Origin of the sequence: Planctomicrobium aquicomposti, from assembly GCF_051466325.1 — a bacterium.
Taxonomy (GTDB): domain Bacteria; phylum Planctomycetota; class Planctomycetia; order Planctomycetales; family Planctomycetaceae; genus Planctomicrobium.
Genome location: NZ_CP195792.1, coordinates 416,063 through 437,353, shown reverse-complemented (window position 1 = coordinate 437,353; position 21,291 = coordinate 416,063). Strand labels below are relative to the sequence as shown.

Below are 21,291 nucleotides of genomic sequence, written 5' to 3'. Positions count from 1 at the left end.
GGCTGCGTCGCCGTGGGAAGGGGCGACCGGCTCGGTGTCAGCCCTCTTGAGGAGATGTCTGGAACTCGACAAGCTCGGCCATGACCTGTTGCATCAGCACATCGAGTTGCTGCCAGACCGCCTGTGCCCCTGCCAGCCGTCGTTCGCTTCCCATCTGTTCCAGCTGCCGACACATGTCGATCAGGGAGGGAATTCCGAAGTAACCGACCGAGCTGCGCAGCGTGTGGGCACTGCGGTGTAGCAGGGGGAAGTCCTGCGACTCGATCGCCTGGCTGAGCTCAGCCATCAGACTGGGGCACTGCTCGGACAGCAGCTGGCTCAGGTCGGCCATCAGGCATCCATCCCCTCCCAGCATGTCCGACATCACCTGCCAGCGGATCAGTGACGAATCCGCCGGAGGAGTCGGACTCGCGGGACTTGGGGTCGCTGTCTGCCGGGGAGCGTCGGCGAGTACCCGGGGGGGGATCGCCGCCAGCACTTCGTAGAGCAGTGCAGGATCAATCGGCTTGGAAATATACGCGTTCATCCCTGCATCCAGACATCGTTCCCGATCCCCTTTCATCGCTTCGGCTGTCATGGCGATGATCGGCAGCGGGGGAGTCTGTGCGGCTTGTTCGCGATTGCGGATGGCCGCGGTCGCTTCGAGTCCCCCCATTTCGGGCATCTGCAGGTCCATCAGCAGCACGTCGAATGCTTCACGCCCCGCGCTGATCACCGCCCGCCAGCCGGTATCGACCACGACGACTTCATGCCCCCAGGCCTCGAGAAAACCGACCGCGACCCGCTGATTGATCGGGCTGTCTTCCGCCAGCAGAATCCGCAGGGGAGCCATCGGAGGCGGGGCCTCCGGTTCCGGTTTCTCCGGTTGCGGAGCTTGCCCCTGCATGAACAGGAGTGCGTCCAGCAGTTCTCCCGGCATGACGGGTTGATGAAGAACCCGTTTGATCCCCAGCGACCTCAATTGTTCCGGGCTGAAATCGCTGGGACGGGAAGAGAGCGAGATCACAGAGAGTCTGTGATCCGTCCGGGACGCCGTGAGGATCTGCGAGACCGATAACCCCTGCTGATCCGCCAGACGATCATCGAGCACAGCGTGTTCAATCGGCTGCCCCATCTCCTGTGAGAGCCGGATCTGCAGAATCGCGTCACTGGCCGTCGCCGCCAGGACCGGCTCCACTTTCCAGTACCGGAGATGTTCCTCGAGAATCTCCCGTTGTCCGGCATCGCGAACCGCAATGAGCACCCGCGAACCCCGCAACGCTTCCAGCTGCCCGAAGCGGAGTTCATCCTCCTGCCGGATCACTCCCAGTTCCGATGTAAAATGGAAGGTCGTTCCCGGTCCTTCGTGCTGGTCAATCCAGATCTGTCCCTGCATCATCGACACCAGCCGGGCGGAGATCGCCAGACCGAGGCCGGTTCCTCCGAACCGACGGGTGGTCGAGGCATCGGCCTGAGAAAAGGCTTCGAAAACCTTGCGGCGGTGCGGTTCGGGAATTCCGATCCCGGTGTCGGTGACACTGAAGCGGGCAAGGAGCATTCCCTCCCCGACCGGCTCCGCTTCCACGTTGACTTTCACTCCGCCGGAGGAGGTAAACTTGATGGCGTTGCCCACCAGATTCACAATCACCTGGCGCAGCCGACCCGCATCTCCCGTCAATCGATCAGGGACACCGGGCGCGATCCGGCAGCTCAGCTGCAATCCTTTTTCTTCGGCGCGCAGGGCCAGCATGCGCACGCTTTTGCCGACACACTCCTGCAGGCTGAACGGAGCTTGTTCCAGTTCCAGTTTTCCCGCTTCGATCTTGGAGAAATCGAGAATGTCATTCAGCAGCCGCAGCAGAGATTGCGCGGACTGCTTGGCCATATCGAGATAGTCTTTCTGCTGTTCCGAAAGCCGCGAGTTGAGCATCAGCTCGAGCATGCCAATGATCCCGTTCATCGGCGTGCGGATTTCGTGGCTCATGTTGGCCAGAAACTCACTCTTCGCGGAATTGGCTGCCTCGGCCATTTCCTTGGCGATTTCCAGTTCGTCTTTCGACGCTTTCAACTCGCTGGCGATCTTCTCCAGCTCTTCAAACAGCGCGGCCCGCAGTTCGGCGTGGCGGGCCCGTTCTTCAGCCTGCTGCCGCTGCCACTCGGCCTCCCGCAGCGCCAGATCCTGCGCATGGGCGCGGGCATTCATACTCTGGACATGCCGCATCATCCTGACCCGCCGCACCAACGACGTGATGTGCGCCAGAATGACATCGTTTTCCTGCTGCTTACTGACGAAGTCATCCGCTCCGGACTTCAGCGCTTCGAGCAGATTTTCACGGTTTTCCTGCCCGGAGAGCATCAGCAGACCGAGCGGCCGCTGATTCGCTTCCGCCCAGCGGCGGGCCTTCCGGCAGACTTCAAAGCCATTCATGTCCGGCATGACGACATCGACGACCGCCACATGAAAGTGGTCCCGTTCCAGCAGGTCGAGCCCTTCGCGTCCGGAGGTCGCGGTACTGACCTGAAAGCCGTTCTGGCTGAGTTGGCTGGTCAGCGATTTCAGAAACGCATGATTGTCGTCGATCGCCAGCAACCGCGTTCCGCGCATGCGGGGATCACGCAGGTCGTCCTGAACTTCCACTGCGGGCAGAGCGGACTGCAGCAGCCTTTCGACGACTGCCAGCAATTCCCGGTGCGGATGGTCTTTCGACAGAAACCCGTCGGCCCCCGCTTCCAACGCGGCAATATGATCATCTTCGCGTTGACTGCCGGTAAGCACCAGCAGAGGAATCATCTGCAGCGAGGGTTCGGTCTTCAGTCGCCGGCAGATTTCCAGTCCGGACTTGTCCCCCAGAAACTGATCGAGAATGACGAGATCGGGCGTCTCCGCCAGGCAGTATCGAAACGCTTCCTCCGCGGAAGAGGCATGCCGCACTTCATGCCCGGCCTGCTCCAGCAATCGCTGGTAGGTGAGCGCCTGGGTGCGGCTGTCTTCGATCAGAAGAATTTCACTCATGATTCTGGAAGTCGATCTCGCGAGTTCTGCATGGTTTCAGGTTCCGGTCTATTCAGGAGGAGCTGCAGCCAGAGCGTCCGCTTTCGATTGTCCGATCTCCAGCAGGGTCGCCAGAATTTCTGTCGGCGTGAGGAGGTGTTCCACCGCTCCCCGTTCGGCAGCGACCTTCGGCATTCCATAGATCAGACTGGTCGCTTCATTCTGGGCAATCGTGCGTCCCCCTGCTGCGCGGATTTCGAGCAGGCCATCGGCACCATCGCTCCCCATGCCTGTCAGCAGTATCCCCAGACTCCGTTTGCCGGCATGTTTCGCCAGAGAATGGAACAGGGCATCGCCCGAGGGGCAGTGCAGTTCCTGAGGGTGCCCTTCCGGAAGATGAATCCGGTTGTCCGCTCCCAGTGTCAGGTGTTTGCCCCCCGGGGAGAGCCAGATGCCCGGCAACAGTCGCTGTCCGGGCATGGCAATGTTCACGGGCCGACGGGTCTGTTCTTTGAGCCAGCGGGCAAAGCCTTCCACAAACGCGGTCGCGATATGCTGCACGAGCAGAATGGGGATGGGGTAGTTCTCAGGGAGCCGCGAGATCAGGTCCAGCAGCACCGGCGGACCACCGGTCGAGGCGCAGATCCCGACGACATCGATGTCGAACATCGAGGTATAGGCACCGACCTTCGGCAACGGATGAGGAGCGGGCGACAGAATGATGCGCGAGATGCGGGCCTTCGACGCCGCGAGCAGCTCCGTCCGCAGCGAAGGGGCAATTTTTTCGAGATGCAGCAGAACCGGGCCGGCCGGTTTTTCGATCACTGAAACGGCCCCGGCGCGAAGTGCCTGCAGGCCGACGTCGACATCCTGACGCTTCAGGCTCGAACTGGCGATGACGATCGGGGTCGGAGACCGCCGCATGATTTCATGAGTGGCCGCAACCCCATCCATGTCCGGCATGTGCAGGTCCATCAGCACAAGATCAGGGCGATGTTTGATGGCCAGGGCCACGGCCTCACGACCGTTTCGGGCTTCAGCAATCACCGTGAACTCACCCTGACTGATGAGTAACCGACGCAATATCTCCCGTTGTGTGACCGAGTCATCGACGAGAAGCACACGCAGTATCGGAGAAACAGGGGTCGGTCTCGAGGCCGAAATACTCCACCTCGCTCATTGCGGGTTTTCAGGTCGCGGAAAAACTTGCTTTCGCAGTTTAATCGACTTTCACGGTCGATGGGACCGGATTCACACAAATTGTCGAACAACTTCCAGCAGCCCCGCCCCTTCGAATGTGGATTTGACGACGTAGGCGTCCGCCCCCGCCTCAAGCCCTTCACGGCGGTACTCTTCCCGCTCGCGGCCTGTCACCAGGATGACCGGCAGACCGTATCGGGCCTTGACCTGACGGGTCAGGTCGACTCCGTTCAGACGTGGCATCTCAAAGTCGCTGACCACCAGTTGAAAGGTGCTGCGACGGAGTTTTTCGAGTGCATCCATGCCATCGGCGGCCACGACCACCTGATAGCCTTCCGCCGAAAAAATGTTGCGCAGAATGGTGCGAGTCGTGGGAGAATCATCCACCACCAGAATCCGTGGAATCTGTTCGCGGGAGACTCGCGGGACCGTCTGGCTTTCGAATCCCCGGAAACGAACGTCCTCAAGATTGAGGACCACCTGCACCGCACCATCGGGACGAATCGTGCCCCCCAGGATCCCCGGCATGCCTGTCACAGGAAATCCTAACGGCTTCAGCAGGACCTCCCGCTCTTCATCCAGCTCATCAACGGAGATGGCGACCTGCTGACCATCTCTCAGGATCAGCAAATAGGACTCATACTCCTGCGAAGGGGCCCGCGAGTTCCCCGCAATTCCGAGAAAGTCCCGCATGCCGACCCAGCGAACCGGAACTCCTCCTTCCAGAAACACGACCCGCTGACCCTCCAGTTCACGAATCTCCGAAGTCCGGACCCGTCCTGACCGGATCACACTGGAGCTCGGGATGCCATAAGCATGCCCACCGTTCCAGAACGTGACGATCCGCATTGTGGAGATCGAGATGGGAACCGTCAGCAGAAACGTCGTCCCTGCAGCGGAACTCGCTTCCAGCTCTACCTTGCCATGCAGACGCTGCAACGTATCACGGACGACATCCAGTCCGACTCCTCGACCGGAGACCGCTCCGACCGGTGCAGTCGTAAAGCCGGGCTGAAAGAGATGCGCTGCCTGTTGCTGCCAGTTGAGTTCATCGAATTCGTCCGGGGACATCCCGGAGCGCAGGAGCACCTGCTCGCGAATCCGGCCGAAGTTGAGTCCTCCACCATCATCTGAAATCCGAATCTGAACCGTGTCACCCCGCTCCCGGGCCGTAATGGCGATGGTCCCTTCCGCCGGCTTTCCCGCGGCAATCCGCTCCGCTTCGGACTCGATTCCATGATCCGAGGCATTGCGCAGCAGGTGCAGCATCGGCGCCTTGAGTGCTTCGATCACGGCTTTGTCGAGAAGAATCGAGCCGACCTGAATCTCGTAACGGATCTGCTTGTTCAAGGTCTGCGCCAGATCCCGCAGCGCTCGTCGCATCGATTCAGCGAGTCGGGACAGCGGCAGCAGTCGTGCCTGCTGGATATCTTTTTCGAGTTCTTCTACCAGCAGCTGTTCACGCAGATGGCAGTTCCGCAATCCGGAGGCAAGGCGTCGGACCGCATCCAGAATCATTTCAATTGTCTTGCAGGGTGGACCGGCGACCTCCTGCCGGAGCTGATCGAGGTGTTGCTGCAGTTCATTCAGCTGACCTGCCGATGCACTGCTGGAACGCTGGGCGATTCTCGCCTCACCCGCGAGGTTCAGCATCCGATCCAGACGGTCGGACGGAACACGAACGGCGAAAATTTCCTCGGCGTCTCCTGTTGAAGGAGGCGGATCCGCAGTGAGCACCACACCGGAGGGATCGGGTTGCCGTTCGGTGAACGGTGCGGCATGCGACTGCGTCCAGGTTTGGTAAGCCCGTCGTATCTCGTCCAGTTGCTTCAGGCCGCTGTCAATCTCTACAGAGGTCAGCTTGGCGGGCTGCCGACGGAGTGCATCGAGGAGGTCTTCCAGCCGCTGCGAGACCTGCTGCAATTCTTCCAGCCCGATGACCCGGGCGTCCCCTTTCAGGCTGTGCGCATGTCGAAACAGGCCATCAATCAGCAGCCGTCGACTTTCCAGATCGGGAGCCGATTCCAGATCGAGGAAACCGTTTTCGAGCGCACGGATGTGCTCGGTGGTTTCTTCCTGAAAGATCTGGAGGATGGGATCAACCATATTTCTGTCACACTGGCGCTGGGGATCGGCTCTCGGTTCGGGATAGACGTCAGACCCGGAGATCAGGTCGTGAAGCGTGAAATCGTGTGATTCAGCAGCCGGATCCGCTGATCGATCGATACAATCGACTTTTGCGTCTGTTCAGCGGCTGCGAGTGATTCCTTGGAAGCGCCGTCAATTTCGGTGATGCTGGCGACCAGCTCGGTCAAACCGAGTTCCTGCTGCCGGGCACCGGTATTGATCTGCGACATCGCTTCGCGGGTCTGCTCGATGGCACGGACAATTTCTTCAAAGGCGTGACTGACCCGCTGCACCATCTGCCGGGAGTCATCGGAGAGCCGTCCCCCCTCTTCAATTTTCTGCACCACGATGTGCATGGACCGTTGCGTCTGTGTAATCAGCCCTTCGATTCTTCCGGCCGCTTCCTTGGACTGATTGGCCAGTTCGCGGACCTGCATCGCCACCACGGCGAAACCTCGTCCCTCTTCTCCGGCCCGGGCGGCTTCAATCGAAGCGTTGAGCGCCAGCAGCTTCGTCTGCTCGGCGATCTCGTTGACGGAAGCGGTGATCTCACCGATCCGCTGCATCTGATCTGCCAGATTCAGCACGCTCTCGCCTGCGGTCACTGCGTTGGCGCGGACCTGCTCGATCCGGCTGGACGACTCCAGGGTGAGGCCGCGACCTTCACTGGCCCGCTTCGCGGTTTCGTCAGCCGCCTCGTGCACCGCCTTGGTCCGGTCGGCGAATTCCTGCATCGTCGCTTTGAATTCTTCGGCGGTTGTCGTGATCTGGTTCAAAGACGACGCGGTCTGATTCAGACTCGACAGTTGCTGCTGGGCTCCGGCGGCAATCTGCTGACTGGCGACGGCGACCTCACCAGTCGTCGAGGCGGTTTCCGAAAGGATGCTGCGCAGCGAGGCCACCATCGAATTGAAGCCGGTAGTGAGGTCCCCGATCTCATCTTTGGAATTGGTGGCGATCTCCCGCAGAGTCAGATCTCCGCTGGCGACCGCCTTCACGCCCGCCAACAGCGACTGGGTCGCCTGCACAATTCGATGGCTGAGCAGGAAGGCCACGAGACAGCCGATTCCGATGCCCAGGCTCGCCGTCACCAACAATGTCCAGCGGGCTGCCTTCCCCGCGGTGTCGAGCAAAGCCCGTTCAGCGGTCACGCGCTCACTGGCCAGATCCCGTAAAGCCCGGGCCGCCACACGGATTTCCTGGGCCTTAGGAAGCGACCGCGTCTGCATCACTGAGACCGCATCCGTGAGATCGCGGTCCGCTCCCTTTCCCAGTCGGCGGGCAGCGTCACGGAGTTCCGTCTGGGTGGCCTGAAACACAGGAACTCCCTCACGAATCTCGGCAAACCTGGCCTGCTCCGCAGGCACTTGGGATTGGCCATAGCAGCGTTCCAGATCCTGCAGGGCGACATCGACATCGTTGATGGCGGTCGTGAACTCCGTTTCGAAGTAACTTCCCGCAGAAGGATCTTCACTGAGCACGAGGTAGCCCCGCGTGGCGGATGTGGCGCGGTTCAGGGAGATCATCATGTCGTCGCAAGCCCGCAAGGCCGGGACCGCCTCGTTCGACATGGCCTCTGCCGCATCACTCATGCGATCCAGCGCCCTGTAGATGATCAGGCTGTTGATGCCCATCAGGAGCAGCAGGCTGCCAAAACCGAACCCCAGTTTTCTTCCAATCGTCCAACGCATAATGCTACCAGTTCAATTCGTATGAGGGCCCGGAATACATGCCGGTCAGTCGTCAATCCAGTTCGTCAGTCGTTCATCGCTCAGGATCTCTTCAATCCGCAGGACCAGCCGGTCGCCGTGATACACGCCGGCAATCCAGTTCGCAGGAAATCGCTCGCCAAACTCCGGCGGTGCCGCGAGCTGCCGGGAAGGAACATTGATCACATCTTCGATCGTCGTCGCGGCCACCGCGACCACCCTGTCGGCAGCCTGAACGACAAGTCCCATATGCAGGTCCGCCAGACCTGTTTCCGGCACCTGAAACAGACGGCCGAGATCGAGCAGCGCCAGAATTTCGCCACGGCACTGCACCACTCCCCGAATCCACTTCGGACTCCCAGGGACCGGGCTGATCTGTTCCAGGGGAGCCACTTCCCGGACATTCTGAACCGGAAGCAGATAACGGGAGCTCCCTTGTGTGAATGCGACACCGGAAAGCAAGGCCCCGTGGTCTTCCGTTTCCCGACTGCGCTGACGAAACGCCTGTGCCCGGCGCGACAATTTGTCGCTCAGGACTTCCGGTCGCGTGGCCCCCAGAGCCATTTCGTCGTGCAGCCGGTTCAGCTTGTCGCGCAGCCGTTCCCAGATGGTGCTGTCGGTCGTCATACGGCCTCCTCTCCGAACAGCGTGACGGCCAGTTCGCGGAGACGCCCGTAACAGACGCCGTCGCCGAACTCGACGATCGCATGACCATCCTGACTGTCACACAATTTCAGAACAGTCTGATAACTCTTCCCGGCACCGTCGTAGTCACCGGTCGCCCGCTGCAGGAGCGCCAGATGGAAGTGGGCGATGCAGCAGTTTCGATCCAGATAAAGAGCCCGGCGGTAAGCTTCGACAGCCCGCTCGGTCTTCCCCTCTTCCTCGGACAGGCTCGCCTGCAGCAGATGTGCCTCCAGCAGCAAGGGATTTTCTTTCAGGCAGAGCTGCAGTTGTTCACGGGCGAAGGCGCACTGTGCATGATCGAGCAGCTTTCGCACCAGCAGCAGCCGGGCCACGGAGCGGGCACTGACATCGTCAAACGAGAGCAACCCCCGCACGGCGGCGGCGAAGTCTCCCTCTTGTAACGCCTGTTGAAAACGGGGCTCCGGAGGGAGCACAGCCAGCGTGTTGAGTCCGCTGCTCGCAGCGGCTGTCCGCTCGACATAGGGGAGCGGAACCCATTGCGGAATCTTGGGGACAGCGAATGTGAAATCGGAAATCCACTGGCCGACATCAGCCATGACCGGCGTCGAAATCGCAATCGGTGTCGGCGCGAACGCCTGAGGTGAACCATCATCCAGTTTTTTAAGGAACGTTGAATTCGCACACCGGTAGACGGAGAACCCGGCGGTCGGGGCGAGATTGATTTCTGTCTCTCCCAGCAGCAACCAGCCTCCCGGACGCAGGGCCTGACAGAACCGCTGCAGGATCGCTGCGGTGACCTCTGCCTTCAGATAGATGGCCACGTTGCGAAAGAGAATGAGATCGAGCCCCACTGTGCCGGTCAGGAATGAGGGGAAGACATCCTTGACCAGATTCAGATACGCAAATCGGACCTGCTTCCGCACTCGCTCGTGAAGCTGGTAGCCGTCCCCCTTTTTCTGGAAGAAGCGGATGTCGTCGTGAACCCGGGTTCGACGAAAAGACCAGGGACGATAAAACCCTTCGCGGGCTCGCTCCAGAAAACGGACGTTGAGATCGGTCCCCAGAATCGAGTACCGCCATCCGGGCCGTTCACACAGCAGCTGGTCGAGCAGAATCGCCAGTGAATAGGGTTCTTCGCCGGTCGCACACCCCGCACTCCAGACGCGCACATCCTGTCTCTGGGCGTTCTCGGTGAGGATCCGCGGAAGAACTTCTTCCCGCAGCGCCTGAAAATGATATTCGTTCCGCAGAAAGAACGATTCCCCCACCGTCAGCTCAGTCGTCAGCTGCTCGAGGAATTTGACTTTCTCCGCAGGCTGCTCCAGGAGGCGGGCAAAGTTCCGCTGCCCCGCCACTCGCAGGACCGCATTTTTCAGCCGGCCGAAACGCGGTTCGGCGAGATCCATGCCGGTTTCAACTTCCATGATCTCGCGCAGGGCGTCCCATTCACCGGCCGTCGGCAGATCGTTCCGTTCTCCCGCGGCGACTGTCATGGGTGTCCTACCTTCGCGAGTTCAGCCACATCGTGGCCCGGTGAAAGCTCGCGGACATTCAGCACGCGGATGATTTCTCCCTCGAGATCCACGACTCCACTGACAAAACGGTCTGCCACGCCCAGCGTGGCCGACGTCAGATCAGGATGTTCGGGCAACTCGATCAGATCGAGCGCCTCTTCGACTTCCAGCCCGAGCAGCTGGTTCTGCCAGCGGAGGCAGACAATGTGCGGATCGTTCGTGCGGTGCTGCACGGGAAAACCGAGCCGCCGGACACCGTCGAGGACCGGAATCAGATGCCCCCGAACAAAGACCACTCCCCTCAACCAGGGGGAGGATTGAGCAATCGGCTCAACGGGCAACGCTGGCAGCACCTCTTCAATCTCTTCGATCGGAATTGCGTGCAGCTTCCCGCCGAGCCGAACCTTCAGCAGCGTGCGGGAAGCAATGTGCGTGACCTGCCCTAACTGCGTCATTCCTGGCACTTCCGCATCCGATTTACAGAACTTGTCCGCAGCGTTGTTCATCTGCAGAAAGAGTAAACGCTCCGACAGCTCCCGCGATGCGAGTTTCTTGCCAGATTCTAAGAATTCGCAATTGCACGTCGCAACTCTGACGGATCAGCGCGGGAAGACTGCCCGGAAGTCTCAACCGGCCTCTGCACGCTCTCCCATTCCTGGCTGACGAACGTCCCCTGCGAAGGTCCCCTCATGATCATCCCGACGCCCGAGTTTGACCCGCTGTTTGCGGACGACGGAACCCCGTTTCATGAAAAAATGAGGGAATACATTCGCCGGGAGTTTCAGGATCTGGTCGACCTCGAAAAAAGACTCCTCGACGAACTGCCCGAAGAAGAGGCGCCGAACTGCATCGAATTGCCCGGGATCACCCCACGGGAAAATGCAGCATAAAGCACGAGTCACTTTGCATCAGTCTCGGCGGGGTCGATTCGCCCTCTGCTGGCCACTTGTTAGAATGATGCAATGTCTACTGATGCCCCCTCCCGCCGATTGTTAACCGACCTCTCGCGTGATGAACTCGCGGAGTGGTGTACTCCGCTGGGAGGCAGCTACCGCGCTGATCAGATTCGCCGCTGGATCTTCGGCAAGCGGGTCTCCAGCTACGATCTGATGCATGATGTCCCACTGGCCTTGCGGAACGAACTGACAGCCCAGTTCGACCTGTTCGCCAGTGACGTCGTGCGGCATCAGGTCTCGCGCGATGGAACCGAAAAGCTGCTGCTGCAGTATCGGGATGGCGAGCAGACGGAATGCGTACTGATGCGCGAGGACGACCGCCGCACGGTCTGTATCAGCACCCAGGTCGGCTGCGCGATGGGCTGCGTCTTCTGCGCCAGCGGATTGCTGGGAGTGAAACGGAATCTTTCCACAGGAGAAATTCTCGAACAGTTGCTCCGTGTCGATCGCCTTCTTCCGGAAAGTGAACGGATCACCAATGTCGTGGTGATGGGCATGGGTGAGCCGCTGGCCAATCTGCGGCAACTGATCCCTGCGCTCCTCACTCTCAACGAGAAGGGGGGAATGGGACTGGGAGCACGGCGGGTCACGGTCTCGACGGTCGGTCTGCCGGACAAGATCCGTGAGCTGGCCAAGCTCGACCTGCAGTTCAATCTGGCGATCTCGCTGCACGCTCCCAATGATGAACTGAGGACGCGCATCGTCCCGGTGAACAAGAATATCGGCCTGCAGGAAATTCTCACAGCCGCGGAAGATTACTTCACTGCCACCGGACGGCGGGTCACTTACGAATACGTGTTGCTGTCGGGAGTGAATGATCAGGATCAGCATGCCCGCGAGCTGGGGCAGTTGCTCCGCCACCGTAACGCCCATGTGAATCTGATCCCGATGAATTCAGTTTCGACAATCGCACTGGAGGCTCCGGGAAATCCGCGCACGCAGCAGTTTGTCGAGATCCTCCGGGCTGCGGGGACGAATGTGACCGTCCGCAAACGGAAGGGGGCGGACATCGACGCCGCCTGCGGGCAGTTGCGTCTGAGTGCGATGCGTGACGTGGTCGCATTGACCTGATCTGGTCTCGCGAGGTGCGAAACCGATCCCTCTGCACGCCGCGACGGGACGTGCACTCTCTCATCTGATGCACGCCGCCGGGGACACTCTTTCCGGCCCTCGAAATCCGCCGCGCGAAAACATTTCGCGTGAGCCAACTGTTGACAGAATCATATATAACACTTCAGATGCGGTTCTGAGAGATGCTTCCGGGCGAGGACCGCCTGTCGACGGGGAGTGACAATGTCTGCTTTCAGCGCTGGCTTATTCCACCGTCGACCGTCCCCCACGTCACAGCCCCCGCTCCCCTCCCCGAATGAGACTGCAGCCTCCGCTGCTCCTCACAACCATCGGGGCATCGCCGATCTTCCACCGTCCATCCGGACGTTCCGACTGCTCTCCCTGGCACTGTGCTGGCTGCTGTGTGGGAACTGCCTGTGGGCGGGGGAACCTCCAATCGAGATCGATGCGCCCATGCCTCCTCCCGAGTGGGCATTGCTGGAGCGGGCTCTGCTGCAGGCAGAATCCGAAGCCTGCCAGGAGTTCTTCGCCCGGTATTTTGATGAGCGCGGGTTTCTGCTCTGTGTGGAGCGCTGGGGGGGCGACGATGGACCGGACGACGCTATCGAAAACTGCAACGACTGGCCCATTCTTCACGCTCTGGGAGGAGACCACAGCATCCGCGAACTGACGAACAAAGCGCTCGAAGGACACTTCCGGCAGTACACGCTGGCGAAGACCGTCGAGACACCGCTAGCCCGCGACGGCATGTACTACAAGGAATTCATCACCCAGTTCGACTGGCAGCATAATGCGGAAGGGCTGGGAGTGTTCATTCTGCACGCGCTGTCCGATCCGACGAACCGACTCTATCACCAGCGCAGCCAGCGCTTCGCAGGCTTCTATCTTAATGAAGATCCGCAGGCCCCCAATTACGACCCGCGGCACAGGATCATCAGAAGTCTTTTCAACGGCAGCCGAGGTCCGCTGCTGCGGGAGACGACCGGCTTGGACTGGGCCGGCGATCCCGTTGAAGTCGAGCATCGGCTGCAACTCCATCATGGCGAAACCAGCTATGCGCAGATGGTTGAACATTTCCAGAATTACAACGATATCGTCGGTGACCATCCGCTGAACCTGCTCGCCACCTGCCTGCCACTCAACGCCTTCATGATCAACGGAGATCCCAAATACCGGGACTGGATTGTGGAGTATGTCGATGCCTGGTGCGACAGGATGCAGGCCAACGGCGGCATCATGCCTTCCAAGATCGGACTCGATGGCCGGATCGGCGGACCGGAAGGAAAGTGGTATGCCGGCGTCTACGGATGGAGCTTCTCACAGGTCATTCCCCAGAACGGCGAGATTGATCACCGGAATCGGCAATCCCGCTCGTTCGTCGGCTTCATGAACGCCTACCTGCTGACCGGGAATGACCGCTATCTGCAGGTGTGGCGCGACCAGCAGGCTGCGATCAACGCCCAGGCTCGACTCTTCGATGGCGTGAGCTGCACGCCGACGATGTACAACGATCAGGGGTGGTATGCCTGGGTTCCCGGACCTTACAACAAAAATGCGCTGGAGATGTACTACCTGTCGATGAAGCCTGAAGACAGGGCACGCGTCAGTGAAAGTGCGTGGCTCGATTTTCTGGAAGGGAGGAATCCGGAGTATCCGGTGCAGGCACTGAGGGACTCATTTAATGAAGTTCGCAAACGCATGGAACGGGTCCGGCAGGACACCTCGACTCCCGACACCCGACTGGCGGACAATCCGATGCGATCGAACCCGGCACGGGTCGGGCCCTTGGTCCAGCTCATGCTGGGTGGAATTCATGTCACCCGGAAGGCTTCGGCGTTGCACTGCCGTCTGCGTTATTTCGATCCGGTCGATCGTCGACCCGGTCTTCCCGCGGATGTGGCTGCGCTGGTCGATCAACTGACAGCGGAGACGGTGCGGGTCACGCTCGTGAATACCAATCCGGTCCACCCTCGCGAACTCATCGTGCAGGCCGGCGGCTATGGCGAACACCAGTTCTCCTCTGTCCAGCACGCTGGCGGCAGCCAGCCCCTGTCCGGGAATCAGCTGCGGGTAAAACTGGCTCCGGGAGCGGGAGAGATGCTGACGTTTGGCATGCAGCGCTATGTGAATCCGCCGACCATGAAACTCCCCTGGGACCGCTGAATGAATGGAACGCCCGATCGTCCGGTCCTCTCCCGGCAGCCCTGCCTGCTCGAAGGCGGACAGAGACACTGACACGGGGAGCGTCCCGCCGCCGGTCTCTGGCATAGATTCTGCTTTGCAGCTGTCCTGGGGTTCGAGCAACTCGGCTGCGAGATCTTGTTCGCTGCTGATGTACCCGTTCTCGTCACGCGAAAATGAGCACGACATTACGTGTAACGTTTGCTGCGCGGGGACTGCAATGGGCGCCCTGCACGAGCTCCGTTAGTTTCGGGCCATGCAGGTTGCCCCCAGCGGAGTCAACTCGTGGAACTTGTTTCGCCGCAGCCATTCTGGCTGGTGCAAAATGGGCTGATCGCCACCTATCCCGCGCTGGATGAGGACATCCGCTGCGACGTCGTCGTACTCGGTGCGGGAATTACCGGGGCACTGATCTCGGATCGGCTCTCCAAAGCGGGACTCGACGTCGTGGTCGTCGATCGTCGTGATGTCGGTCAGGGAAGCACCTCCGCCACGACGGGTCTGCTGCAGTATGAGATTGATGTTCACCTGCATGATCTCATGATGATGCGCGGTGAACAGCCTGCGCGGCGGGCTTATCAGCTATGCGTCAACGCTGTTCATGATTTGCAGCAACTGGCGGACGAGTCTCCCGTCGACTGTGGATTTCTGCGACAGCAAAGCCTGTATGTCGCCAGCCGGCCGGAAGACCTCCTACCGCTCCGAAAGGAATTTGACGCCCGCAACGCCTGTGGAATTGATGTCGAGTATCTGCCAGCGGATGAACTGCGAGAGCGATTCGGAATCGAACAGCCTGCCGCCATCCTGTCACACGAGGCAGCTGTCTGTGATGCGTATCGTCTGGCGCATGGACTGCTCAGCAACGCACGCACGCGGGGAGCACGCATTTTTGACCGGACTGAAATCACCAGCACCCATGCCACGGAGCACGGTGTCACCCTGACGACGAACCGGGCGTCGATGATCTTCGCCCGGGAGGTCATTCATGCCACCGGTTTCGAGGCAGCGGGATTGCTGAGGGAGAAAATCGTCAATCTGAAAAGCACTTACGCGATTGCCACCCAACCATTGCTCAGCCCCGGCGCATGGCCGCACGAAACCCTCTACTGGGAGACCGCCCGTCCGTACCTCTACTTCCGAAAGACCGCAGATGGCCGACTGATTGTGGGGGGAGAAGATGACCCCTACTGCAGCCCGATGAGGCGCGATGCCCGGATCGGCGTCAAGGCAGTTCGCCTTCAGGAGCGATTATCCCGGCTGCTACCCCACGCCGAGATTGAAATCGAGCATGCCTGGGGAGGAACGTTCGGCGAGACCCGGGACGGCCTGGCTTACATCGGCCGCAGTCCGGAGATCCCGTCGTCGCTGTTCGCCCTGGGGTTCGGGGGGAACGGCATTTCGTTCGGAGTGATCGCCGCACGTATCCTGCTCGATCTGGTACTCAAGCGGAACAACACCGACACCGCAATCTTTCGCTTCGGACGATAACACAACACCAACGATGAACGCCCGCACCACCTGAACGTGCGGGTCGGGCGGCTCACTGGCGATGCCCTCCCAAGTGGAGCGGCTACCGCATCAGTGGGTATCAGCGAGCGAACTTTCCCGGCTGCGGAGAGAAGCGAGTTCGGTCCGCTGGGGAGCATCTTCCGGCAGGTCACGCCATTGATCGGCAAGCAGGTTCAACAGCATCTCTTCCGTCGTGCCGACTGCGTCACGATTGAAGTTCACAGCCCGGGCGACGATGAAGGAGGGACGAGCCCGCACCTGATCATAGATGCGGATGGCATACTCACCGAGAATGCCAATTCCCATCGCGTTCAGGGCACCAAACAGGGAAGAAACAATTGTGAGCGATGCCCAGCCGGGAATGGCCAGTCCGGTCACCAGCTTGTGATACAGTGAAAAACCGACTGTCCCCACACAGGCGACGAACGACAGAAACGCAATGACATAGAAAGCGGTCAGCGGGAACGCAGAGAAGGAAAAAATCGCGGTCTTCGCGAGCGCAAACAGTCCCCGCATCGAAACGCGGGGGTTGTCGTCGTAACGGCGACCGCGCTCCACGGGGATTCCGAGTTGACGGAAACCGACCCAGCTGCGGAGGCCCGGGAAATAACGATCCCGGTCCGGCAGCTTGGTAATCTCGTTGACTACCACGCGATCCAGCAGGCAGAAGTTTCCGGCATGCTGCGGCATGGGAGTCTGCGAGATTTTATTCAGCACGCGATAAAAGGCATCGAACAGAAACCGTTTGGCCGGGCTTTCCTTGCGGGCATAACGGATGGCATAGACGACATCAAAACCCTGTCGCCACATGTCCATGAAGTCCGAGATCGCCAGCGGATCATCCTGCAGGTCGGAATCCATAATGATGACGGCGTCACCCCGGGCGTACGAAATCCCCGCCTGCACGGCCGCCTGATGTCCGAAGTTCCGCGAGAAATGCACCACCCGCACATGGGGGACTTGCATCGCCAGCGTGTCGAGGATCATGTCGCTGTCGTCCCATGATCCATCGTTGACAAAGATGATTTCAAAGCGGCAGCCGCAGGAGTTCAGGACCCCTGCCACGCGCTCATGAAGTTCCAGCAGAACCGCCGACTCATTATACACCGGCAGCACGACCGAGATGATCACGTCAGTCCGGCGACGGTGTTCCAAGCTCGATGAAGGCGCTGCAATCATTTGTGTAGCACTCCCACTACCGACAGGCCACAGCAGACCGGCATGCGATTCAGCATCCAGCGCTCCACAGCGGCACATCCCCGCAATAACCGGTTCGTCCACGGAGCGACTCGTGGAAACTCTGCCCGCTTGCGGTCTGAACCGGGAAAAAGTTTCTGACAGCTCCGCACCGCCATCGCAGCCGGCAGTGTGAAGGCATTCCAGTGTGTTAAACGTTTGATTTTCAGTCCTGCCTGGGTGGCCTGCTCCCTGAGCAGGCTGCAGGTGTAACGACGGTAATGACCGAGCGCTTCGTCCCAGTCCCCGTAGAGCCATTGATAGGCCGGCACCGTCACAATGACACTCCCCTCCGGGCCGAGTGCCTGTCGGACCTGCGAGAGAACCGCAACCGGATCTTCGATATGCTCAATCACATCCAGCAGGACGACCGCCCGTAACGAGTTCTCAGGAACCGGCCAGGGCTGCGAAAGATCGTGCAGGCGCGCGGGGAGTCCGCGGCGTTCCGCCGCCTCCACCGCTCCCGGCATGACGTCAAAGCCTTCAACGTCATAACCCATTTCGCGAAACGTCAGGAGATTCCGTGCGGAACCAATGCCCCCCTCCACCAGCTTGCCCGGTGCGGGACAATATTTCTCAAGCAGCGACACCACCAGCTCGCGCTTGGCGACGTGCCACCAATACGATTCTTCCAGACGGATCAGTTCTTCGAGATGTTCAACCTGCATCGTAGAAACTGACCTGAAGAGGAGGACGGACCCGACCCATCGCGTCGGGGATCTGTTGTCGACGGTCGGGTTACAAGCTGCCCGGAGACAGTCCGGAACACCAACTCAATCTATCTCACTGGCGCAAGAAAAGTCGGGCGGATTCGAGCAGGTTGCAATTTGGCAACGCTCGCGGGAGAAGCTGTAGGGAAGGTGACGGTCGTGACGAGATTGCAAGTTGACAAACATCAACATGCCCCCGCTCAGACAATCGGATTGAGCAATTGAAAGCCGCACCGCAGTCAGAACCTACTCTTAATCCAGTCGACAATCGCCCACTCTTGAGGCCGAAATCACTGCTTCGAATCCTGAAGAAAATGTGATGACGTCCGTCGCGCGTCATTTCTCTAGTGCCTCAAACCTCATGATCCCTGCATCTGCCAATGATCGGTCCCCGCTCTTTCACTGGATCGTCTGGACCGCGCTGGTCGCTCTGTTGATCTTGAATGTGCCGTTGTTTCTTTGCCAGCACCTGACCGCAGATGCCGTCATTTATGACCTGCAGGCCCGCTGCGCTTCGGAAGGGGGCATCCTGTATCAGGATCTCATCGAACCGAACTTTCCCGGCGCTGTCTGGATTCATCTGCTCGTACGGCAGGTGGGTGGATGGTCCTGGGTCACCCTGCGGGCGTTCGATCTGCTGATGGTCTGCGCGATCGCCGGATTTATCTCGCACTTGGCGCGTGCGCGTCAGGAGTCATTCTGGACGGCGAAGACAGGCCTGATCGCTCTCGGAGTTTTCGGACTCCATTTTTCGCAATCGGAATGGTGTCATTGCCAGCGAGACCTGTGGATGCTGCTCCCCTGCCTGGCAGCGGTTGCCGTCCGCCGACGACAGCTGCTGCTCTCTGCTCCTCAACGGTCGTGGTGGTCTTCGCTGGCAGAAGGAATGTTGTGGGGGACCGCCTTCTGGTTGAAGCCGCATATCGCATTTCCGGCGTTGTCCGTGCTGCTGGCATCGGCCTGGATCACCGGACTGAACCGTCCCGCGTTGCGGGATCTCGCCGGAGTCTTCTGCGGCGGACTGCTGGCCGGTGGAATCGGCAGCCTCTGGATGGTCGCCCATCACTGCTGGGAACCATTCTGGGAGATGCAGCTGGAGTGGAATCCGGAATATCTGCAGTCGGGGCAGGCCCGCAAAAGCTGGCAGCGCTATGCGTCACTCTGGGAGAGCTTTCTTCCGTTCAGCTGGCTGCATGTGATCGCGATCGGCGTTGTCGGCTTCACCCTGCAACGTTGCTTGCGCCAGCGGTCGCATCGTCCGGTCGAAGAGAGTGACGCTCTCAACGGAGACCTCACGCGTTTTGAGGTCTCCCGAATCCTGCTGAGCGCCCTTTATGTGGGATGGATGATGCAGATCGTGCTGCTGCAGCATCCCTTTGCGTATGTGCAGATGCCGGGTGTGGTCCTCGCGATCGCCCTGACCGCTCTGATTGTCTGGCCTCGCGGATTGCAGCCGACGGGACGACTGGCCCTGGTCGCGTTCGCCGGACTGGCCTTGATGATGTCTCCCATGCTCCAGCTGCGACGATTGACCGCCTGGGGAGCCTGCCTGCGCGAAGGTCCCACACTCGAAGTGCGTTCCCGGGTGCAGTACGAACCTCGCCCCGATTGGGAGACGCTGGGTCCGGTTCTCGAGTTTCTGAAGCAACAGAACCTCAAGGACGGCGAACTGACCGCTTACCAGGTCGGTCTGGTACACCTCTATCCGGAGCTGAATCTCAAGCCCTCAACCCGGTACGTCTTTCTCGATGCCCTCTGCCGTCTCTTTCCCAGTCGGCTCGCAACCATTCGGGAGGCGGTCGAGCAGTCGCCACAGAAGTTCGTGGTCAGCTGCCTGCGCGAAGCGGGAATGTCTGCCGCAGCGATTGCGGATGAAACAGACCCGCAGACATTGTTGCCCCGCTGCTTTCCGGCCGAGCGTCTGTCAGAGTTCCCCTTTTCCGAGCCGGTGGTCTTCCGCTCCGGATCTTATCTGGTCCATCGGGTCAGCGGTCCGATTGGTTCGCTCTGTGCAGAGTATCAACCGTTGGCGACTGCTCAACCCGCAACAGCCAATCCCGTTGCCGTGCCACAGCCTGTCAGCAACGACGACGAGGCCGCACCATAAGTGCAGAACGCGACGGACGGCTCAGGAGACCTCGACGCACTCGCTGAGCGCCGGAACTCGTTCGGAACGAAGCGATGTCTCCAGCGTGACGAAATGCGGAGCCGGAACTGGTGACGGCAACGGCAGGTCGGCTGACTCCCGGTGTCGACTGGGACCGGCAATCGTTCTCCAGGCCGACATCGCCAGCCCTTTGAGTGAACCGAATGTCATGTCGACGGCGGAGGGTTCATATCCGCAGTGGACCATGCAGTCCTGACACTTGGCGTTGCCGCTGGACCGCCCATAGGCCTCCCAGTCGGTGGTGTTCATCAGCTCGTCAAATGAGCTGGCATAGCCCTCCTGCAACAGGTAACAGGGCTTCTGCCAGCCGAAGAGGTTGTAAGTCGGATTCCCCCACGGCGTACATTCGAGTTGCCAGTTCCCTTTCAGGAACTCGATGAACAGCGGCGACTGATTGAATTTCCACGAGCGCTTCTGCTTGCCGAGAACCCGCCGGAACAGCTGCACGGTCTGATGCCGATTGAGGAAGTGCTCCTGATCGGGAGCCTTTTCGTACTGGTAGCCGGGTGAGATCATCATTCCCTCGACCCCCATCTGCATCAATGTGTCGAACAGTTCGTGCAGATGCTCGGGCTGAGTGTTGTTGAAGACTGTCGTATTGGTCGTGACCCGGAAGCCTTTCTGGATCGCGGTCCGGATGGCGGCGATGGCGACATCGTACACCCCTTCGCGGCAGACCGCCGCATCGTGGTCAGCGCGGGGCCCATCCAGATGGACCGAGAACGAGAGATATTTGGAAGGCTTGAAGCGGGACAGATGTTTTTCGAGAAGAATGGCGTTCGTGCAGAGGTAAACGTATTTGCCGCGGGCAGTAATTCCCTCGACGATCTGTTCGATCTGGGGATGCAGTAACGGCTCTCCCCCCGGAATGGAGACGACGGGAGCGCCGCACTCGTCGACCGCTTTCAGGCAATCTTCAACGGAAACCTGTCGCTTCAGGATGGCAGCCGGAAACTGGATCTTTCCACAACCTCCGCAGGCGAGGTTGCAGCGGAACAACGGCTCGAGCATGAGGACGAGCGGATAACGCTTGCGGCCGCGGAGCTTCTGCTTCAAGACATAGGAGGCGACGCTCCACATCTGGGAGAGGGGGACACCCATTTGACAATGGCTCCAGCGGCTGAGGATCAATCAATCTGCTGCATGGAGCTGCCACTCCACACATGTTCTGCGGTTCCAATTCTTTGGGGTGATAGCACCTTCGTCCGACCCTGTCAGCGCGACTTTGGCGAACAGCCCCTTGCCCAGATTGCCAAATCCATAAAAAAAGCCGCTCCGGAGGGAGCGGCCAC

At 60.0% G+C, this 21,291-nt stretch carries 15 protein-coding genes; 5 read left to right on the top strand and 10 right to left on the bottom strand.

From position 1 onward, the window contains the following. Positions 1 to 37: 37 nt before the first annotated feature. From SH664x_RS01645 to SH664x_RS01615, 7 genes are all read right to left on the bottom strand, one after another. Positions 38 to 2,992, bottom strand: a complete 2,955-nt coding sequence (locus SH664x_RS01645) for a response regulator (RefSeq protein WP_437204462.1) — start codon at positions 2,990 to 2,992, stop codon at positions 38 to 40. A 48-nt stretch (positions 2,993 to 3,040) separates the two neighbouring features. Then, the gene (gene cheB, locus SH664x_RS01640; RefSeq protein WP_437204461.1) at positions 3,041 to 4,093 is read right to left on the bottom strand and encodes a chemotaxis-specific protein-glutamate methyltransferase CheB; all 1,053 of its coding nucleotides are present in this window, start codon (positions 4,091 to 4,093) and stop codon (positions 3,041 to 3,043) included. Between the two features lie 129 nt (positions 4,094 to 4,222). After that, entirely contained in the window at positions 4,223 to 6,277 is a 2,055-nt protein-coding gene (locus tag SH664x_RS01635; RefSeq protein WP_437204460.1) for a hybrid sensor histidine kinase/response regulator, read from the bottom strand. Between the two features lie 62 nt (positions 6,278 to 6,339). Next, positions 6,340 to 7,989 carry a methyl-accepting chemotaxis protein gene (locus SH664x_RS01630; protein WP_437204458.1) on the bottom strand — a complete coding sequence of 550 codons (1,650 nt, stop codon included), beginning with the start codon at positions 7,987 to 7,989 and terminating at the stop codon, positions 6,340 to 6,342. A 45-nt stretch (positions 7,990 to 8,034) separates the two neighbouring features. Further along, positions 8,035 to 8,634 (bottom strand): chemotaxis protein CheW, encoded by a 600-nt coding sequence (locus SH664x_RS01625; protein WP_437204457.1) that lies wholly within the window; start codon positions 8,632 to 8,634, stop codon positions 8,035 to 8,037. Beyond that, positions 8,631 to 10,148 (bottom strand): CheR family methyltransferase, encoded by a 1,518-nt coding sequence (locus SH664x_RS01620; RefSeq protein ID WP_437204455.1) that lies wholly within the window; start codon positions 10,146 to 10,148, stop codon positions 8,631 to 8,633. Before SH664x_RS01620 ends, SH664x_RS01625 begins: the two co-directional genes overlap by 4 nt. Then, the gene (locus tag SH664x_RS01615; protein ID WP_437204454.1) at positions 10,145 to 10,624 is read right to left on the bottom strand and encodes a chemotaxis protein CheW; all 480 of its coding nucleotides are present in this window, start codon (positions 10,622 to 10,624) and stop codon (positions 10,145 to 10,147) included. The genes SH664x_RS01620 and SH664x_RS01615 overlap by 4 nt, the downstream gene beginning before the upstream one ends. 234 nt (positions 10,625 to 10,858) lie before the next feature. Here SH664x_RS01615 and SH664x_RS01610 point away from each other — a divergent pair, with 234 nt between their 5' ends. The 4 genes from SH664x_RS01610 (at position 10,859) to SH664x_RS01595 (ending at position 15,865) form a co-directional block, all read left to right on the top strand. Further along, positions 10,859 to 11,059 (top strand): hypothetical protein, encoded by a 201-nt coding sequence (locus SH664x_RS01610; protein WP_437204452.1) that lies wholly within the window; start codon positions 10,859 to 10,861, stop codon positions 11,057 to 11,059. A gap of 72 nt (positions 11,060 to 11,131) precedes the next feature. Next, positions 11,132 to 12,196 carry a 23S rRNA (adenine(2503)-C(2))-methyltransferase RlmN gene (rlmN, locus tag SH664x_RS01605; protein WP_437204450.1) on the top strand — a complete coding sequence of 355 codons (1,065 nt, stop codon included), beginning with the start codon at positions 11,132 to 11,134 and terminating at the stop codon, positions 12,194 to 12,196. Positions 12,197 to 12,418: 222 nt separating this feature from the next. Then, on the top strand, positions 12,419 to 14,359 hold the full coding sequence (locus tag SH664x_RS01600; RefSeq protein ID WP_437204448.1) for a hypothetical protein: 1,941 nt from the start codon (positions 12,419 to 12,421) through the stop codon (positions 14,357 to 14,359). A 303-nt stretch (positions 14,360 to 14,662) separates the two neighbouring features. Next, positions 14,663 to 15,865, top strand: a complete 1,203-nt coding sequence (locus SH664x_RS01595) for an NAD(P)/FAD-dependent oxidoreductase (protein WP_437204446.1) — start codon at positions 14,663 to 14,665, stop codon at positions 15,863 to 15,865. Positions 15,866 to 15,955: 90 nt separating this feature from the next. Here SH664x_RS01595 and SH664x_RS01590 read toward each other — a convergent pair whose 3' ends face one another. Both SH664x_RS01590 and SH664x_RS01585 read right to left on the bottom strand, forming a co-directional pair. Continuing rightward, entirely contained in the window at positions 15,956 to 17,065 is a 1,110-nt protein-coding gene (locus SH664x_RS01590) for a glycosyltransferase family 2 protein (RefSeq protein ID WP_437204445.1), read from the bottom strand. After that, the gene (locus SH664x_RS01585) at positions 17,062 to 17,790 is read right to left on the bottom strand and encodes a class I SAM-dependent methyltransferase (RefSeq protein WP_437204444.1); all 729 of its coding nucleotides are present in this window, start codon (positions 17,788 to 17,790) and stop codon (positions 17,062 to 17,064) included. Before SH664x_RS01585 ends, SH664x_RS01590 begins: the two co-directional genes overlap by 4 nt. Positions 17,791 to 18,193: 403 nt before the next feature. On the opposite strand from SH664x_RS01585, the gene SH664x_RS01580 reads away from it, so the two are divergent. Next, complete coding sequence (locus tag SH664x_RS01580) at positions 18,194 to 19,939, top strand: hypothetical protein (protein WP_437204442.1); 1,746 nt, start codon at positions 18,194 to 18,196, stop codon at positions 19,937 to 19,939. Positions 19,940 to 19,960: 21 nt separating this feature from the next. On the opposite strand, the gene hpnH is transcribed toward SH664x_RS01580, so the two are convergent. Then, a complete protein-coding gene (gene hpnH / locus SH664x_RS01575) occupies positions 19,961 to 21,100 on the bottom strand; it encodes an adenosyl-hopene transferase HpnH (RefSeq protein ID WP_437204440.1) in 1,140 nt (379 codons plus the stop codon). Positions 21,101 to 21,291 lie beyond the last annotated feature (191 nt).

Bases quoted from the DNA above. Each gene is read 5' to 3' on its own strand.
- SH664x_RS01615 (WP_437204454.1), bottom strand. From the start codon at position 10,624: ATGACGCAGTTAGGGCAGGTCACGCACATTGCTTCCCGCACGCTGCTG.
- SH664x_RS01620 (WP_437204455.1), bottom strand. From the start codon at position 10,148: ATGACAGTCGCCGCGGGAGAACGGAACGATCTGCCGACGGCCGGTGAA.
- SH664x_RS01590 (WP_437204445.1), bottom strand. From the start codon at position 17,065: ATGATTGCAGCGCCTTCATCGAGCTTGGAACACCGTCGCCGGACTGAC.
- SH664x_RS01630 (WP_437204458.1), bottom strand. From the start codon at position 7,989: ATGCGTTGGACGATTGGAAGAAAACTGGGGTTCGGTTTTGGCAGCCTG.
- SH664x_RS01610 (WP_437204452.1), top strand. From the start codon at position 10,859: ATGATCATCCCGACGCCCGAGTTTGACCCGCTGTTTGCGGACGACGGA.
- SH664x_RS01585 (WP_437204444.1), bottom strand. From the start codon at position 17,790: ATGCAGGTTGAACATCTCGAAGAACTGATCCGTCTGGAAGAATCGTAT.
- SH664x_RS01645 (WP_437204462.1), bottom strand. From the start codon at position 2,992: ATGAGTGAAATTCTTCTGATCGAAGACAGCCGCACCCAGGCGCTCACC.
- SH664x_RS01600 (WP_437204448.1), top strand. From the start codon at position 12,419: ATGTCTGCTTTCAGCGCTGGCTTATTCCACCGTCGACCGTCCCCCACG.
- rlmN (WP_437204450.1), top strand. From the start codon at position 11,132: ATGTCTACTGATGCCCCCTCCCGCCGATTGTTAACCGACCTCTCGCGT.
- SH664x_RS01625 (WP_437204457.1), bottom strand. From the start codon at position 8,634: ATGACGACCGACAGCACCATCTGGGAACGGCTGCGCGACAAGCTGAAC.
- hpnH (WP_437204440.1), bottom strand. From the start codon at position 21,100: ATGGGTGTCCCCCTCTCCCAGATGTGGAGCGTCGCCTCCTATGTCTTG.
- SH664x_RS01635 (WP_437204460.1), bottom strand. From the start codon at position 6,277: ATGGTTGATCCCATCCTCCAGATCTTTCAGGAAGAAACCACCGAGCAC.
- SH664x_RS01580 (WP_437204442.1), top strand. From the start codon at position 18,194: ATGATCCCTGCATCTGCCAATGATCGGTCCCCGCTCTTTCACTGGATC.